This window comes from Paenibacillus hunanensis (genome assembly GCF_034055775.1).
In the GTDB taxonomy this organism is placed as follows: domain Bacteria; phylum Bacillota; class Bacilli; order Paenibacillales; family Paenibacillaceae; genus Saccharibacillus; species Saccharibacillus hunanensis.
In genome coordinates this window covers 2,692,771-2,710,938 of record NZ_CP139194.1, presented here as the reverse complement: position 1 = coordinate 2,710,938, position 18,168 = coordinate 2,692,771, and the positions used below count along the sequence as shown (strand labels likewise).

Here is an 18,168-nt window from a genome sequence, read left to right as displayed (position 1 = left end):
CCAGCCCACCTACTTACAATCCCATCTCTAACTGCCTAGTATTCCAGATGTGTCTTTTCATTCAGACGCTTGTGGAATACAAAATAACTCCAGATCTGATAACCAAGTACGAATGGCAATAGCGTTAGCGCCACAATCGTCATGACTTTGAGTGAATATGGCCCAGAAGCAGCATTGTATACCGTCAGATCGTACGCTGCTCCAAGTGAACTCACCATCACGCGTGGGAACAGAGCAACAAATATACCCGAGATCGCCAGCGCAATCAGTCCACCTGTCATGCCAAAAGCCCAGCCTTCACGACGTTTGGAAATAAAATAGCCTGCCAGTACGAATAACACCACGCCTACCGCTGCCATCGCGATTAATACCGCTCCACGCACACGGAATGCATCTGTATATACCGCTGTCAGTACAGCCGTTAGCACGAATAACACCGCCAGCGGAATCATCAGCTTATGTGCCAGTGCATGAGCACGCTCACGCAGCTGTCCCGTTGTGCGTAATGCAGAGAACATTAATCCATGCAGCAGACAGAGCACGACCGTTGTTAAGCCAGCAACGAGCGAATACGGATTGATCACATCGAAGAAGCCCGCGTACATCTGCATGTCGCTATCAATCGGTAGTCCTTTGAGCATTGTTGCAAAGGCAACCCCGAATAAGAGCGGCGGCAGCAGACTTCCGAGGAAAATGCACCAATCCCATACCGCTGTCCATGTCCGATGGCCGACTTTACCACGGAATTCAAAGGCGACCCCACGCGCGATCAGTGCCAGTAGTAGCACGACAAATGGAATGTAAAATCCGCTAAACAGCGTAGCATACCAGTTTGGAAAAGCCGCAAACATGGCACCGCCCGCAGTCAGCAACCACACCTCATTACCATCCCAGAATGGGCCAATCGAATTGATCAGCAGTCGCTTCTCCCCATCTGTGCGTGCCACCAGGCGCGTGGACATGCCTACACCAAAGTCAAAGCCTTCCAAAAAGAAGAAGCCGACAAACAGCACAGCGATTAATACAAACCAGAGCTCATTAAGAGACAGCATGCTTCAATTCCTCCATTTCGAATGGATCATTCCCGTGATGATCATGATGGGTTTGCTCATCTCGTGGCCCTTTTTTGATCACCTTCACGAATAGGTACACCATTACCGCACCAAGCACTGAATAGATGAGCGTAAATGTAATGATCGAAAATAATACCGAGCCAGCCGATACGTTCGGCGATATACTATCCGCTGTGGTCATCAAGCCAAATACTGACCACGGCTGACGTCCAACCTCCGTCATTAACCAGCCTGTCGTATTAGAGATGAACGGCAATGCAATTGCATACGTCATCGCCCACAGATACCAGCGTGGCATGCTGTCCATTTTGCGACGCGCCAGCATCAATGCTCCATACAGCGATAGCAGGATCAATAATCCACCACCTGCAACCATAAAGCGGAAGCTCCAAAAGGTCGTTTTCACCGGAGGAATATAATCGCCAGCTCCATATTTTTGCTCATATTGTGCCTGTAGCTCATTCATACCGGTAACAGAGCCGGTGAATTGTCCATAGGATAGATAGCTTAATAATCCGTTGAGTGGAAAATTCACTTCATAGCTATTGCTCCGACTGTCCGTATCGATACCACCAAATAACATCCATGGTGCCTTTTCCGGTGTCGTTTGCCAGATACCCTCAGCGGCTGCCATCTTCATCGGCTGTGTTTGCACCAGATATTGCGCTTGATCGTGACCGCTAAAAGCAACGATCAGCGATGAGATCACTCCCACGATGATGCTGATTTTGAACGATTTACGGAACAACTGTACATCCTTACGGCGCAGCAACTTATACGCGCTCACCCCTGCCATAAGAAATGCACCGGTCAAATACGCACCAAACACGGTATGCGGGAATTCCACCAGCAGCTGTCCATTGGTGAGCAGCGCCAGAAAATCATTCATTTCCGCACGTCCATTGTTCATCTGGAAGCCGACTGGATGCTGCATAAATGAATTGGCTGCTAGAATCCATAGCGCCGACAGCATCGTTCCAAGGGCGACGAGCCATATACACGCCAGATGTACCTTTTTGGATAAACGTTCCCAGCCGAAAATCCATAGTCCAATAAAGGTCGATTCCATAAAGAAAGCAAGCAATGCTTCTACCGCTAGCGGAGCGCCGAACACGTCTCCGACAAAGCGTGAATAGTTCGACCAGTTCATCCCAAACTGGAACTCTTGTAAAATCCCGGTTACTACCCCAACGGCAAAGTTAATCAAAAACAGCTTCCCCCAAAACTTTGTCAATACCTTGTACTCTTCATTCTTCGTGATCACATACATCGTTTCCAGTAAGGCTACGAGCAGTACAAGACCGATCGATACCGGAACGAAGAAAAAGTGAAACACCGTTGTAAGCGCATATTGAATGCGTGACAACATAATAACATCCATACGAATACGTCCTTTCTCCCCTAAATTATTGAGTAAGCTATCTGGTTTGCGGTCCCAAGCATGAATCCTGTATGTATACTGCCGCCCTCCAAAATCTATTCCTAGTTTCGCAAAAATGTTACTCGCCGATTGTGATTTTTATCACTAAATATATCTAAAAATCAAACAAAAAGTGACAAAAAGTGATTGAAGTCACAAATTTACCGTTGGAGAGCGTTTGCAGGTATTTTAGCTAAGAAACCGAACATGATCGAGCATCCAATAAATGGTTAAATCTCTGCTACGATGGCGAGAGGTTTTCAGAGTATAATGAGAGGTGTAATGGGTATGGAGGTTTTATTTTATAATGTATACATATATAGGATGGAACAGGTAAACTAGAGCAGCTACGGCAAATTGAGGTTGCTTATCGCAGAAAAACTATTGCTCATTATAGCTGTGGTATAGACCGCCAGACTGCCTTTTTACACAGCCAATCTATTTGCAATGAGCCATTACTTTTAGTCAAAGGACAGGGGTGTGATTGTACATATGGTTGAATTCTTTACAGGCATGTCGCCGATGCTTCAGGCTTTTCTTGCTACTCTGTTTACATGGGGAATGACAGCAGTGGGAGCAGCATTAGTATTCACATCAAAAAAGCTGAATCAGAAGGTATTCGATAGTATGCTCGGCTTTGCCGGAGGTGTGATGATCGCCGCCAGCTTCTGGTCGCTGATCGCGCCTGCACTGGAAATGGCAGAGCAAAACAGCTCGCTCCCCGGCTGGATTCCAGCAGCGATCGGCTTTATGCTGGGTGGGTTGTTTCTGTGGACAGCGGATAAAGTGATTCCCCACCTCCATCCTACACTGCATCCGACGACTGACGGACATGCGCCAGAGGGTATGGGGACGCGTAACCGACGTCGTAGCACCCTGCTCGTCTTTGCGATTACACTACATAATATTCCGGAAGGCTTAGCAGTTGGCGTCGCCTTCGGTGCAGTCGCCAATGGCACCTCCGGTCAATCCCTAGCCGCAGCTATCGCGCTGGCTATCGGTATCGGCATTCAAAACTTCCCTGAGGGACTCGCCGTATCGATGCCTTTGCGTGGCGAAGGCATGAGCCGTCGTAAAGCCTTTTTCTACGGTCAGCTATCCGGTATGGTCGAACCGATCGCCGCCGTGATCGGGGTTCTCGCTGTTACACTTGTTACCCCGTTATTACCTTACGCCCTCTGCTTTGCCGCTGGTGCTATGATCTTCGTCGTTGCCGAAGAAGTCATTCCAGGCTCTCAGGAAAACGGTAATAAAGACCTCGCTTCTATGAGCCTGATGATCGGATTTACCGTGATGATGGTATTGGACGTGGCGTTGGGATAAGACGAGTATATGGAATTGTAGTTTAGTTTGATTACAATTTAAACGTATCAGTATCAGTATCAGTATCAGTATCAGTATCAGTATCAAATTATGTATGTTTTAGCGCGGTAGTGAATCAGAATTAACTATAGTATGCTGTTTTAAATGTACGAAGATATATTTTACTGGCGGTGTATGTAAACATCGGTTGTAGGAGATGCACCACTACGGGAAGGAATAAGGGGACGGGCTCCCGTATCGCACAGGAATCTACGGAGTAGGAGGGAATGTAGATTCCCGTGCTCAAAAGTCGCCCTTTCCCCTTATTTCCTTCCCTTCGTTACCTGCGTTTCGCATACATATGAGTTGTATTACATGATTTAGCTCATATATGATTTAACTCATACCCATGCACTGTTTAGTAAATAGCGTATAGATAAGATGAATAGCCTTCGATGTCGCCAAATGAATATGCGAGATCGAAGGCTATTTATTTTTTGTGTATGTTTATGAGGCTCAAGTCATGTATAGAATTCATCATGAGCTATTTTAAGAGCAACGTAAGTAAATTCATTGCTCTACTTTATACTACTCTAGCATAAGATCCTATAACAAAGAAAATTCAAACTACAGCAAATGTCCTAAAAGTTAGAACAGACGTGCAATATAACTCATTATTGCAAAAAGCACGCAATCGGAGGAAATAAGATAAATAGATCACTTAAGATATTGGTGATTTCCTAACATGGGATTCAATCAAAAATGATTCTAGCTCAGCAAAATATCCTGTTGCTTTGAAGCCTAATCTTACTGCTTTCAAACCCAGGAATCTCCCCTTACTTCTACTCTGTATATTCTTAGGATTCTATCAAATCACAGTCGCTTATTCCTTAACAGAGGTGGTGTATGTTATCAAGCATATAAACGCCAAACAAATCCCAATCATGGATCTCCCATATTTAATCATTTCCATCAAGCCTCACATTGCATCAACGACCGTATCTTATCAATGAAAGACTAACCATACGACCAGCGGCGCAATCACCGATGCCACAATCGCACTAATCGTCATTGCAATCGAGCTTAGTGAGGACGCACGCTCCCCAATCTCCAGTGCCTTCGCCGTTCCGAGAGCATGGCTTGCACTACCCAGCGCAATACCACTCCCGATCACATGATGAATCCGGAACCACTTTAGCACCGATAAACCGACAACTGCACCCGTAAAGCCCGCAATCATTACAAACACCGAGGTTAAAGACGAATCCCCACCTAGATGATTCACAATCTGAATTGCGACAGGTGTCGTTACTGACTTCGGCACCACAGACAAAATAAACGAGCGGCTAAAGCCCAGCATTAGCGCAAGCAGCATGCCGCTCAGCATGCCTGCAAATACGCCAGCTAACGAGCCGCCCACAATGGGAATCCAGTTTTTGAGTAGCTGCTGCCGCTGCTTATACAGAGGGTACGCAAGTGCTACGACCGCAGGGCCAAGTAGCTGGTTAATCCATTGTCCACCGACCATATACGTCGAATATGGAATATGCAGAGCGAGCAAAAGGATCACAATCGCTGCGGTACCCGTTAATGCAGGCATCAGAAAAGGTAAACGGTAGCGTTTATATAAGATCGCCATCAGCGCATAGATGAGCACGGTGCCTGCTACCATACTTATTGCAATAATAAGCGTCATAGCTGTGTTCCCTTCTTTCTATACAGCTTCGCTTGAGAAGCATCCTTCGTAGGAGATGAAGCAGAAGTCGCTTGCTGTTTATCGTTGCGCGTAGTTCGCTCATCCTGTGCGATCTTCGACGTCATGCGAATACTACTCTTTTCTGCTAGCTCTGCTTGCATCTGCTCTACCCTGTTGATCGTTTCATTTGCTCCACGTCTACGTTCCGTTAAGATCGCTAGCCACTGGCTTGCATGACCCGCAGCGATAATCGTAATGATCGTACTGGCGATCACAATCGCTACAAGCAGAAGTCCTTTGCCTGCAAATAGATCCAGATGATTGATCACCCCAACCGTCGCGGGTACGAAAAACAGCGGTAAATAAAATAAAATCGTCGTACTGCCTGCCTCAATCCACGACACCGGAACAACCCGGCAGAGCAGCAGTACAAATAGCAGCAATAGTCCGATAATGCTGCCCGGAATCGCCAGATGCAGCCACTCTTGAATCTGCCCACCTAACCAGGCGAACGCATACAGCAGCGCGATCTGGATAATGATTTTGAGAACCTTCATTGTCTCATTTCCTTTCCTATCCATTTCCTAATCTCTCTTTATCACACTGTACCTATATTCATATCATTCTAGCTTACCAGATTTTGAAGCATATACCTATACGCTCCATTCATTGATAACGCTTACCTTTTACAAAATATTGACGGTTTTGTTCTCTGCTCCATGATGCAAACGAAAGTGATATCAACGGTTGTATAGCTAGAAATCCATCTAATCTCTATCATTTATTCATAGCAAAAGCCACTCTGTTCCCGATGGATGCAGAGTGGCTTGAAAAGGATAATTATTTTACAGGAGATGCTTTGGTGTTATTTTTGCGTTTTTTGGATGACTTGGCTGGAGCTGGCTTGTCTGTATCCGCATCGGCTTGAACGACCGCCAGTGCTTCTGCCTCAATCGCAGCAGCTTCTTCCACAACCGGTGCCGCATCCACTGGATACATACGCTGGAACAACAGCGTTTGCAGAATGAGGAATGTACCGCTCACCATCCAGTACAGCGGCATCGCTGCCGGCGCGCTGAAGGAGAAGAATGCCATCATAATCGGCGAGATATACGCCATAAGCGCCATCTGTTTTTGCTGCTCGGGTGTCATCGTCTTTTGCGATAGCTTCGCCTGCACAAGATACAGAGCCGCCACAATAATCGCCATAATCCAGTCCGGATGTCCTAGCTTGAACCAGAGAAATGAATGCGTAGACAGCTCCGGTGTCAATCGAATCGCGGTGTACATGCCGGATAGAATCGGCAATTGAATCAGGATCGGCAGACAACCGATATTCAGCGGATTAAAATTGTGCTTTTTGTACAGCTCCATCATTTCCTGCTGCATCTTTTGCTGCTCTTCACGTTCCTTTTTATTTTCGTAACGCTTTTTCAGCGCATCCAGCTCAGGCTGCATGCGGCTCATGACGCGCTTCATCGCCTGCTGCGACTTCGCCTGTCGCATCATGAACGGCAATAGCGCAAAGCGCACGATCAAGGTCAGCACGATAATCGCCATCCCATAGCTCCCGCCAAACCAGCCTGCAATATGCTGCATGCTATATGACAATGGATAGACGACATAATGATTGAAAAAGCCCGGTGTACCGGAATCGATCGTGGTTACATTATTTCCGCAACCAGCTAGCAACACCATGAGTAGCATAACGAGCGTCAGCCCGTACATGCGGCCCCTTTTACTTGAAACTCCAGTGAATCCCTTGAATACGTCCATATTGTTCCTCCTCGTTGATGTGTATAACTAGATGCAATCAACGGGAGGCAGCAGTCCGAGCCATCATCATCGGGCGCTTCCTTCCTACGTATGGTCCGGGATAAACGGAGTGGCGCCGGATGACTGGTGATCGATAAAATGAGTGGGAATACGATATGCTCCTTTACCCGGTTGCCAATCAGCCAAAAGCGTGCCACATCACAGTACAATCGCAAAATCAATGAACAGGTGAGCACAATGATCAGCATGATCGACAATAGATAAGGCAGCCAGTCCTGAATATCCTGCAAGAGATTCACCTCCTTTTCCGTAGCATGAATAGATGTATACGTATTATATCATTTTCTACACATGATGTATAAGACAACTTTCGACAGCAGTAACGTCAATCCTGTGAACAAACGACATTTTGCGCACAAAGCTTGAAAACGCTTTTGTCATCGTATACAATAAACGTGAAAAGGCAATAACATAACACAGGATTGTTACTGGTGATGCAGGCAAAACCTAAATTGGCAACGAAACCGGCATGAAGATGCTGCTTTTGTTCCGGTTTAGGTTTTTTTTCGTTTCATCCGTTACAGCCCCAATCGATCTTATACAGAAAGAGGTTATGCAGATGGCACCAAAAGGATTTCCTACAGACTTTCTATGGGGTGGCGCTACAGCCGCCAATCAGCTTGAAGGTGGCTACAATGAAGGCGGCAAAGGCTTGTCCAGTGCAGACATGATCGCTTACATTCCAAAAGATCAACGCAGCAAGGAGCTTTCCCATGCGATGGAGATCACCTCCGACCGCATCGAAGGTATTCTGAATGGTGAAATTCAGGCACGCTTCCCAAAACGTGACGGTATCGATTTTTACCATCGCTATAAAGAGGACATCGCTCTGTTTGCTGAGCTGGGCTTCAAAGTATTCCGTATGTCGATCCACTGGTCACGTATTTTCCCGAACGGCTACGATGAGCAGCCGAACGAGGAAGGTCTGCAATTTTACGATAATGTATTCGATGAGCTGCTCAAGTACGGCATTCAGCCACTTGTAACACTGTCTCACTATGAGACACCGCTCGGTCTGACGCAGAAATACAATGGCTGGGTCGATCGCGAGGTTGTTGGACATTTTGCCCGTTATGCAGAAACGGTGTTCAAGCGCTACAAAGATAAAGTGAAATACTGGCTGACCTTTAACGAGATCAATATTATGACGATCAGTGCGTTCACTGGCGGTGGCGTCATCACAGATCGTCTGGATAATAAGCTGCAAGGCATGTATCAGGCGCTACATCATCAATTCGTTGCTAGCTCGATCGCAACCAAGCTCTGCCATGAGATCATTCCAGATGCACAGATCGGTTGTATGCTCGCTCGTATGGAGACATATCCGAATAGCTGTAATCCAGAGGATATCCGCAAAGCACAGCTGGCTAACCAGATGAACCTGTTCTTCACCGATGTGCATGCACGCGGTGAATATCCGAAATTCATGGATCGTTATTTTGAAGAAAATAACATTGTGCTGCAAAAAGAAGCCGGCGATGATGAGCTGCTGAAGCAGTACACGGTCGACTACATTTCCTTCAGCTATTACATGACAATCGCCGTAGCTGAAAACCCTACAGGTGAAGAAGGCGTAGGTAATCTGGTAGAGGGTAGCGTAGTAAACCCATACCTGGAATCCTCCGACTGGGGCTGGCAGATTGATCCAATCGGTCTGCGCGTGACGCTGAACACGATGTATGATCGCTATCAAAAGCCATTATTTATTGTAGAAAATGGTCTGGGTGCTTATGATAAGGTGGAAGAGGATGGCTCGATCCATGATCCATATCGTATCGACTATCTGCGTAAGCATATTGAGCAAATGAAAGAAGCAGTTCGCGACGGTGTTGAGCTGATGGGTTATACCGCATGGGGTCCAATCGACCTCGTTAGCATGTCCACATCCGAAATGTCCAAACGCTACGGCTTTATCTACGTAGATCAGGACGATGACGGTAACGGTACACTGGCTCGCTCCAAAAAAGACTCGTTCCACTGGTATAAGCAGGTTATCGCTTCTAACGGTGAACAACTGTAAGTCGTATAAAGATATACAACGAACGTCCTCGCTGTCCCGTTTCACTGGATCGCAGCAGGAATGAACACTATTGTCTAGCTAGACATCATTTTGCTTTGGCGCTGACTGCTCTGGAATTGGGGTGAAGGAGTAGCCCAGCTTCAAATATTTCATCAACCATCCGAAACAGGCGACAGCTCCGGTTTATCCGGTACTGTCGCCTGTTCTCGTTAATCGTAGCTCGTAGCTCGTAGCTCGTAGCTCGTAGCTCGTAGCTCGTAGCTCGTAGCTCGTTTCAATTATGCTTCACTTTGTATACGATAACACTCATTGAAATTCGCAAAAAATCGCCTTTTTCTTCTACTTACGCTTCGCTTTTAAAAGATTACGGTCTACATATGCCAAATGCTCTTCTTCCTACTCTCCATCTTCCTTCAACAATCGATGCCCTATCATCGATGTATAGAGCCATAATCCCAACTCCACTATTAGCAATAATGTAATCCCCCATGCACCAACCACCAGTACAATATGATGCAATATTTGTGTAAAGGATGGATTAGCCGCTGGAGCTATCGTATGAAGGGTCAGAAAATAAAACATCCCCAGTGTAAATAATCGAGTCCATTGCGCAGTATGATAACGTCCTACGCCATGACGCCAGCCATGCTGGCGAATACGCTTTATTGCGTATGCAGCTTCAACACTTTCAATAAAGATCACAAGGAGCAATACGATCCACCATAGCATATAGGCGACCTGTCCACTCCATGCCTCGGTCAGACTGATCGCGGCGCCACTGATTGCTAGCGCGCCATACACAATACAGTTTGTAATCTTCCACGCTTCTATATTCCAGGTGGTAGAACGATAATAGCGCCAGATCATAATACTTATACCGATGGCATAACATACCAATCCTACAATAATAAAGCTACGTGTGAACCCTTTCCCAAGCGATAGTGCAAATACTTGATGACAGAGCAGCACAAGCGATTGAGTAGCGACCGCAGGCAACAATACGGTACCATCAACTCGGGCTGAGGAGGTATCGATCATCAACCGATACCACCCCATAATTGCATAACATATATAAAATAGCCACAGTGCAATATTGAGCGTCGCCATAATATGAATGCTCTCCTGTAGCCATGCTATCTGAAAGCTACTATACAGGTTGATCAATAAAGTAGCTGTGCCTGCCACCCAGGTTCCGACTGCAAACCGCTGCACCGGATCAGCCAGATGATCTCGATAAAAGGTGGCAAGGCGAATAGAGGTCACATAACTGGCAAGTAAATAAAGCCATACCAGCACAATCCCTAAAATAAGAACTCTGGATAGGAAGCTTTGCGGAGCTTGTCCTGACGCATACGTCCACACGCCTTGCATATAAATGCCGAGCGCCATCACCATACTGCCTGCTGCCGTCGGTGCAGCAGGCCATTTTTTACCAGGTGCAATCCAGGCGATAATGATACAGCCAAGCAACAAAATGATGAGCACGATGACTCTCTCCTTTTTATCCGACAAGTCGACAAGTATAGAGCTAAATGCCAGGATCAAGCTACCATGTAGCCGACTCGCTAGCCTCTGATTGTCCGCCAATCATATTGATCAGCTCCGCTGCGGAATATACGGTGGAATCGGTGTATTCATGACCGAGATCGGAATTTCCAGCTCCTGTCCCATTTGAATATCGTAAGGAGTAATGAGTCGATTCGCCTCAAGCAAATGCTCTACAGACAGATGATACTGTGCCGCGATATATTCTGCGGATTCCTCGCCCACTACAATATGTTGCTTGCGGAGCTTTTCGATTCGGCAAGCTGCCTGCTTGAACGTAGGCTGCTTGGATAGCGGATCCGTGAAGTCGGCAGTTAGCTCATTGGCTGCCTGATGACCTTCCCAGCTTCCGTAGTGAAACGGCACGAACACCAATCCTTGCTGAACAGCATCCCCTATCTTAGCTGGCACCTCAATCCATCCGCGCGGCGATACGATTCGTACGACCTCTCCCTGCACAATGGATAGCCTTGCCGCATCCTGTGTATGAATCTCCACATAGCCGTGAGGAGCTGCCATTTGCAGATGTGGGGCACGCGCTGTTTTCGTACGTGTATGCCAGTGCCAGACGAGACGACCCGTCGTCAGCCACATCGGATAATCGTCATTCGGCTGCTCGGTCGGTGGCAAGTAATGCGTCGGGTGTAACAAGGCACGTCCATTTGCCTGCTTGGCAGCGAATTCATCACGACTGAGTGGACGACCGCTAAATTGATCCTTGGTATAGCTTTGCGCTTCGTCCACGCCTGTCATGAATCGCAGATCACTATACAGGCGCGGCGTACCATTCGGATGCTGCTCATTTACAGGCCAGCGTAATCCATTGCATTGCTCTAACCGATCGTAGGTAATGCCTGTCATATCACAAGGTCGTCCACGCGACACAGTCTTCCATTCCTCAAAGCATTGCTCAGGCGTCGAATAGCCGATAAGCGGCTGTCCATCCTTATCTTTAAGCTCCATATGACGGGCAAAATCGAGCAGCACCTCTAGATCCGTTTTCACACCGGCTGGTGGCTCGACCGCTTTACGTAGCACATTGATCGTTCGGTCTGCATTTTCCATCGTGCCTTCCTTTTCGCCCCACAATGCAACAGGCAATATCACATCCGCTACCGTAGCCGTCTCGGTCAAAAATGGATCCTGAACGACGACGAAAATACGCTCTAGCGCTTTGCGTGCTCGCTGTCGATTCGGCAATGAAACCATCGGATTGGTACCGATATTCCAGAAAAAAGTCACCTTTCCTTGTTCGATCAGATCGATCTGCTCCTCGATTCCTTTTTCAGGCCCGACAGGTAGATCATCCGCTTCCACATTCCACAAGTCAGCCATTTCCTGAATATGCTGTGGATTCATCGGATTACGCTGCGCTGGATACGTACCCACACCACCAGCGGTACGATTAGCAGATGAGCTTGGTTGCCCTGCCATATGAAGCGGTCCACAGCCCGGGCGACCAATCAGTCCTCGCATTAAATGCATATTATTAATCGCTACACATGCGGTCGTTGCGTCTGCACTTTGGAAGGTTCCTTGTAGCGTTGTTGTGACGAGCGAAGCTGTCTTACTCAGCACATCGACTGCCAGCTCTAATTGCGCTACAGAAATGCCTGTCACGTCTGCTGTACGCTCTAATGTCCATTCCTGCACAGAGGACTGCATCGCCTCGTAGCCGATCGTATACTGTTCAACAAAATTATGGTCTACCGCATCCTTTTCAATCATGGCTCGAATGAGTCCATTGAGTAGCGCCACGTTCGTACCCGGACGAAGAGCAAGATGCAGATCAGCATGGCGTGCCGTTAACGTCTGACGCGGATCGACAACGATAATGTATGGCTTACCATCACGCTGCTTGCGCTGCATAATGCGTTCATGCAACACCGTACCCGTCTCTGCTACATTATGCCCGAAGAGCATCAAAGTATCTGCCACATCGACATCGTCATACGATGCAGGCGTACCATCTGCGCCAAAGGATTGAAGCAGGCAAAATTCGGTCGTTGCTGTGCATAATCGTGTATTCGCATCCAGCAAATGAGTACGTAAGCCCGCACGTCCGATCTTCGCAATCGTATAATAATCTTCCAGATAACCCTGTCCGGTCGAATAGATTGCGATACTGTTGCTACCCTGCTCCTCCAGCGATTGCTTGGCTTTGGATACGATAAGCTCCATCGCTGCTTCCCAGCTCGCTGGCTGCAATTGTCCCTGCTCATTGCGAATTAATGGCGTAAGCAGACGATCCGGGCTATTGTTGGCATACCACTGATTTTCACCTTTTGGTCCCAAACGACCACGATTGATCGAATGATCACCATTTCCTTTGATACCGACGATTTTGTCGTCCTTCACTGCAATATGACATCCGCATCCAACAGAGCAAATATTACAGGTGCTATACACCCAGCGATCTACCTCACCCTGACTGTATACATTCATATCGATACGCTCATTACGCCAGCTCATGCCTTCACCTCCGTCTCGGTATATGCCGCTGGAATGACGAATTTTAATGGCTTTTGTCCATAGAGACGAACGAGCAATGTACCTGCCAGCTCCAGACGATGATGCATATCGTTAAAACGAGCTTGAATATCTCCGCTCGCTTCGGTCTCAAACGAAGGAATCCATTGTACCGCTCGTACCCACGCACGCACCGTCGGCTCACTTACTTCCTGATTTTGATACAGAAGCGTGACATACGGTTTGATTGCATCCAGTGATTGAAGGTCATCACGCGGTGGTTTATCACCCTCTACTGTTGATAACGCCGCCGATTTTAATAAAGGTAATAGTCTACTCAGTGCCTGCTGTTGCTCATGTAAGCTGTAGCGAATCAATTCGATCAGTGGGTGCTTCATCGATTCAGTTTCATGTAATGTGTGCTGCACATCCTGTTCTAGCTCGCTAAACGTGTGATGTAAATCGTTCATAAAGTGCCTCCCTCTTGTGATGTCCATTTTCCGCGCATTACCCACACGGTCTGGGTGTTAGCATCGGCATTGCTAATGAATGGGTCGTGTTGTCATAGGTATACATATGAACATAATATTACGTATACAAGGCATTACCCCGTTTGATGGTTATGTATGCTTCAACATAGAAACTACTTTATATTTATGAGGTTTAATTTTAAAGGATTGATCGATGCGGTATAGATCAGGAACATCGTTGCATTGTTGTGTGGATGTCGTATGGAGATAAATGGGATGTCCTTTATCCACAGCATGTCTACGAATTTAACTTATCAATCTAAATTATGAATCTACATTATTTGTATGAAGCTTGGATATGAAGATCATGGATGAAAGAGGCAAAAAGCGAAGGAAAGAAGCCAAAGCGGACTCTCTACAATAGAAAGCCCGCTTTGTTCCTCCTTAACCTTGTTCATCTCATAAGTGATCATTGTTTAGATAGAAGATCGCATCAACCTCGTGCTGATTATGAAGATCTACTATTATATATGCTCTATCCCCATCCATCTGTCCCTTCGCTTCTACTCCATCTACAGATGCCGTTGTCCACGCTATACCGCAGCTTAACTTAATCGCTTGAGCGGATCGAAGCGAAGACAGCTTCACTTTTATCCAGCCAGCCTCGATATCCCACGATAGCTGCGTCACTTCCACCTGTGTTCGTGCCATCAAGCCATAGATACTGCCTACCTTCCAATCTGAAATCAATGCAGGTAATAGCTCAATCTCCCCTGTATTGGAATACAGTAACGCCTCATGGATGGCAGCGACCACGCCAAAAGAGGTATCCGTGCAATAGCAATCATTTCTACGATTCGTATCATGATCGGTCATAAGTGATGTGTAATATCCATCCTCAGTCATGGGCAGCAGTGCTTGCTGAACACCTTCGGGATTTTTCAAACGAGCATGCACGAGTGCTTTATGCATCCATCCGTGTCCGGCTGTTGCATCCTCTGTGTTGAATACATCCCGGTTATGCAGCGCGATGCTGGAGGCGGTAGCCAGTGCAGGATTGGTTTGCGTTTCGTAAGCAGGCCATGCCGCATAGAGGTGGCTTAGATGGCGATGATTGTTATTTTCAATATAATCATCCATCGCCCATTCACATAATGCCCCATCGGTATCATATCGATAATCAGGCAACTGAGCGAGCAAGCCTTCCCAGCGTGCAATCGCCACTTCATAACCTGGACGCTGCAACGCTTGTTCTACTTGAATCGTCATATTCAATCCATCTCGCGCCGCTGAGATGTCCATCGTCGCATTCGCTGTAATCGTGCTGTTGTAGCCGATTGGATGATTCTCCGGTGAATAGGCAGGGAGGATCATATAACGCTCACCCGGTAGCAGCTCTGTTTTGCCAGCTTCATAACGGGCACGGCCAGTCTGATCTTTAAAATATTTCGGTGTGCAGATCTGCTCCCAGAAGTTCGCCTGTTTGGTGAGTAGTGGTAACAAAATATCCTTTGCCAGCTTCAGCGTACCACGCTTCTTTAGCCTTTCAAACGCCTCGTCCGCTAGTCCACCGTCTTCTACCGATAGCAAAGCTTGCAGCCGATCAATGTTCATCTCTGGCACAATCGGAAGCTCTGTATCACCAAAGCATTGCCAGTATTCGAAAATCGGCAACAGACACCAGCTCGCCCCAGCATTCCAGTATTCAAACGGATAATCATTATCATATTCTACATGCATCGCACGATCCCCATCGGAATTGACACTGATCTGAATCGCATCATGCATACCGTAAGCCATCTGCGCATTAAGCTGAAAATCAGGCGCATTCCGCAGAAAAAATGTAATATAGCCGCGCTGTGCTTCTGTAAGCTGCCCGGTGTTCATCGCCGCTACTTGCAGATTCACATTAGCATCCAGTGTATAAATGCCTCGCCAGCCCGGGTCCCACTCACCTGTCCACATACCACATAATCGCGGCGCACTGGCACCACTAGAGCAAATCATCGCATATCGTCCCTGATTATAAATCTGCTCTACAAATGCATGGTTCAGGCGATAAGGCGAAGCCTTTTGCCGCTCGATCAATGTAGCATTGTCTGCATACTTATCCGAATCGTCTCCAGCTAGCGAGAACTCCACAGCATTAAACTCCGCTCGTTGCCATACAGCATGAGCAGCGAGCGCTCCTTCATAATCGAATATGCCTTCGGTGCTCGTGTACTTCTGTATAACCTCATTCGTATGCTGAATTAACTGATCCAGCAGGTCGTACTGGGATTGATCGGCAAATGCTTCTATATCGCCAAGCGTATGCGTCCGTCCAGAAACCGTAATCAGGTATACCGCATCCGCATCTTGAATCCGAATCGCAGGATTCTGCTCCTTTCCTACATTCATCTGCTCATCGGTATCATCCAGCACCACTCGCTCCTTCATGCCATTTACAATGACGACTCCTGTTACACCAGCATATCCACCCTCACGTAGCTCGCTATCCGCATAGGCTGGATAATGAGCGATCTGCGCAATATAGTGAGCTTCTGCATCGACAAGCTTTTTATAACGAAGCGCTTTAACCTCAGACATACTCCCGTGTACGCCGCTCATATGCGAGATATTGTCGATCAATAGGGTCAGATGAAGCTTGCTTCCCTGATCGGAATGCTGCAATCTCGTAATCGAAACATCATCCGTTCGTGATGTAAATGATGTACGAATCCACTGCCCTTCTGCGTCGCGATAGGCTATACCCGTTTCCGCTGTCTCATAATTCGTCCAGCGTGTATACTCCGTCACTTCGCTTTCATTATGCAGGTGAAGTCGTAGCTGATGTCCGGGATGATAGCTATAATAGAACGTTCTACTGCGTCGCTGACCATTATCGTGCTTGATTGTCCATTGATCATTTTGATCAAAAACATGGTGCCTTGCTTCTTCGAGCTGTCCGGTTAGCTCAGCAGGAGTATGCCGCGGATCGGCAGAAGGAAAGTTAAACCACATATGTTGAAAAATAAAGCTATCACGGTAGGGCGAGCCTGAAGTGATATAGCCATTCGTTCCATTTCCACTGACCATGCCTTCACGCCAGGCGTGCCCCGGCTGATCGGTCGTGATTTCTGTATAATCCAGTGCGTAATTGCCCTTTTGATAGAAATGGTTTGCTGATTGATTCATTCCATGTCCCTCATTTCCTCATCTGTTCTTCATAGCTATAATTATAATGAGAAAAGAGGAGCATCGTTATGACAGGAGCTGACTCTGCTGTGATTAAGATGTCGCATTATGACAGAGGAGAAATGAACATGAACTTGCCCCCTATCCATATTGAGGATATGAATATCAAGCTCAGACTGGATGAGCTTGTATTGAATGTGTTGTACGTCAAATTCGGCTATTTTTATCATTCCATGCCGAAGCATCGCCATAGTAAAGGCAGCTATGAGCTGCATTATATTCCAAGTGGTCGCGGTCACTTAATCGCCGATGGACGGCATTACCAGCTAACGCCGGGTACGCTTTTTATGACAGGGCCAGCTATTGAGCATGAGCAAATTCCTGATATGAATGATCCGATGGCAGAATATTGCATCTTTTTCGAAATTATATCCGGGCAGACTTCTTCCCCTCACACTCAGCGCTCCAATCATGCCGAAGCGCTGCTGTCCCAATGGCTTGTAGAGCAACCCTTCTGGATTGGACAGGATACGGAGCAGATGATGTCGCTATTTGACATGCTGGCTCGGGAGGCTTCGCTAAAGCAGATCGGATTCCACGCCATGATTACCAATATTCTGGAGCTGATTATTACGCGAACTCTCCGCTACTACCATACAGATTATTTTCCGTCCTCGCATGCTCCGCTCAAAACACTGGATGATTGCAGACTGGTGACGATTGAAAATAGCTTTTTGTATGAGTATCATTCGATCACGCTTCACCAGCTTGCGAAAACGATCGGATTAAGCACACGACAAACGGAGCGAACCGTACACAAGCAATACGGCATGTCATTTGCAGCCAAAAAGCTTCATGCCCGGATGGAAGCGGCGGCACAGCTTCTGCTCAAAACCGATCAGACGATTCGCGATGTCGCAAGCGCGATCGGCTTTTCGACGGCAGAACGATTCAGTCATGCGTTCAAGCAATATTTTCATATGTCTCCTTCTGTCTATCGTAATGAGCATCAGGGCAAGGATGAGGATAAACACGAGGATACAAATAAGGATGAAAAGTTAAATGAAAGGTAAGCAGGGTTGTACAACGCATAGCAATTTGCGATATAAAAAAGCGCCCGGTTCAAGCACCGGGCGCTGATCAGGCTATACGATAAATAG

12 protein-coding genes are annotated in these 18,168 nt (G+C 47.0%); 3 read left to right on the top strand and 9 right to left on the bottom strand.

Going from position 1 to position 18,168, the window contains the following annotated elements; genetic code table 11:
* Positions 1–35 precede the first annotated feature (35 nt).
* Positions 36–1,052: a cytochrome d ubiquinol oxidase subunit II gene (gene cydB / locus SK066_RS11025; RefSeq protein WP_320544688.1), complete on the bottom strand. Its 1,017-nt coding sequence runs from the start codon at positions 1,050–1,052 to the stop codon at positions 36–38.
* The gene (locus SK066_RS11020; RefSeq protein ID WP_320544687.1) at positions 1,039–2,454 is read right to left on the bottom strand and encodes a cytochrome ubiquinol oxidase subunit I; all 1,416 of its coding nucleotides are present in this window, start codon (positions 2,452–2,454) and stop codon (positions 1,039–1,041) included. The genes cydB and SK066_RS11020 overlap by 14 nt, the downstream gene beginning before the upstream one ends.
* Before the next feature lie 531 nt (positions 2,455–2,985).
* Between SK066_RS11020 and SK066_RS11015 the strand changes: the two genes are divergently transcribed.
* The gene (locus tag SK066_RS11015) at positions 2,986–3,816 is read left to right on the top strand and encodes a ZIP family metal transporter (protein ID WP_320544686.1); all 831 of its coding nucleotides are present in this window, start codon (positions 2,986–2,988) and stop codon (positions 3,814–3,816) included.
* 985 nt (positions 3,817–4,801) lie between these two features.
* On the opposite strand, the gene SK066_RS11010 is transcribed toward SK066_RS11015, so the two are convergent.
* The 3 genes from SK066_RS11010 to yidC all read right to left on the bottom strand — a co-directional run bounded on the left by SK066_RS11010 (position 4,802) and on the right by yidC (position 7,267).
* Positions 4,802–5,491 (bottom strand): LrgB family protein, encoded by a 690-nt coding sequence (locus tag SK066_RS11010; RefSeq protein ID WP_407673799.1) that lies wholly within the window; start codon positions 5,489–5,491, stop codon positions 4,802–4,804.
* Positions 5,488–6,048 (bottom strand): CidA/LrgA family holin-like protein, encoded by a 561-nt coding sequence (locus SK066_RS11005; RefSeq protein WP_320544685.1) that lies wholly within the window; start codon positions 6,046–6,048, stop codon positions 5,488–5,490. The genes SK066_RS11010 and SK066_RS11005 overlap by 4 nt, the downstream gene beginning before the upstream one ends.
* Before the next feature lie 283 nt (positions 6,049–6,331).
* Positions 6,332–7,267, bottom strand: coding sequence for a membrane protein insertase YidC (gene yidC / locus SK066_RS11000; protein ID WP_320544684.1), 936 nt, complete (start codon positions 7,265–7,267; stop codon positions 6,332–6,334).
* Between the two features lie 613 nt (positions 7,268–7,880).
* Here yidC and SK066_RS10995 point away from each other — a divergent pair.
* The gene (locus SK066_RS10995) at positions 7,881–9,347 is read left to right on the top strand and encodes a glycoside hydrolase family 1 protein (RefSeq protein ID WP_320544683.1); all 1,467 of its coding nucleotides are present in this window, start codon (positions 7,881–7,883) and stop codon (positions 9,345–9,347) included.
* Positions 9,348–9,743: 396 nt separating this feature from the next.
* Here SK066_RS10995 and SK066_RS10990 read toward each other — a convergent pair whose 3' ends face one another.
* The 4 genes from SK066_RS10990 to SK066_RS10975 all read right to left on the bottom strand — a co-directional run bounded on the left by SK066_RS10990 (position 9,744) and on the right by SK066_RS10975 (position 17,008).
* Positions 9,744–10,832 (bottom strand): TDT family transporter, encoded by a 1,089-nt coding sequence (locus SK066_RS10990; RefSeq protein ID WP_320544682.1) that lies wholly within the window; start codon positions 10,830–10,832, stop codon positions 9,744–9,746.
* Positions 10,833–10,943: 111 nt separating this feature from the next.
* Positions 10,944–13,364 carry a molybdopterin-dependent oxidoreductase gene (locus SK066_RS10985; protein WP_320544681.1) on the bottom strand — a complete coding sequence of 807 codons (2,421 nt, stop codon included), beginning with the start codon at positions 13,362–13,364 and terminating at the stop codon, positions 10,944–10,946.
* Complete coding sequence (locus SK066_RS10980) at positions 13,361–13,831, bottom strand: hypothetical protein (RefSeq protein ID WP_320544680.1); 471 nt, start codon at positions 13,829–13,831, stop codon at positions 13,361–13,363. Before SK066_RS10980 ends, SK066_RS10985 begins: the two co-directional genes overlap by 4 nt.
* A gap of 459 nt (positions 13,832–14,290) precedes the next feature.
* A complete protein-coding gene (locus SK066_RS10975) occupies positions 14,291–17,008 on the bottom strand; it encodes a glycosyl hydrolase family 95 catalytic domain-containing protein (RefSeq protein WP_320544679.1) in 2,718 nt (905 codons plus the stop codon).
* Positions 17,009–17,136: 128 nt separating this feature from the next.
* Between SK066_RS10975 and SK066_RS10970 the strand changes: the two genes are divergently transcribed.
* On the top strand, positions 17,137–18,081 hold the full coding sequence (locus SK066_RS10970; RefSeq protein WP_320544678.1) for an AraC family transcriptional regulator: 945 nt from the start codon (positions 17,137–17,139) through the stop codon (positions 18,079–18,081).
* The last annotated feature ends 87 nt before the right edge of the window (positions 18,082–18,168 follow it).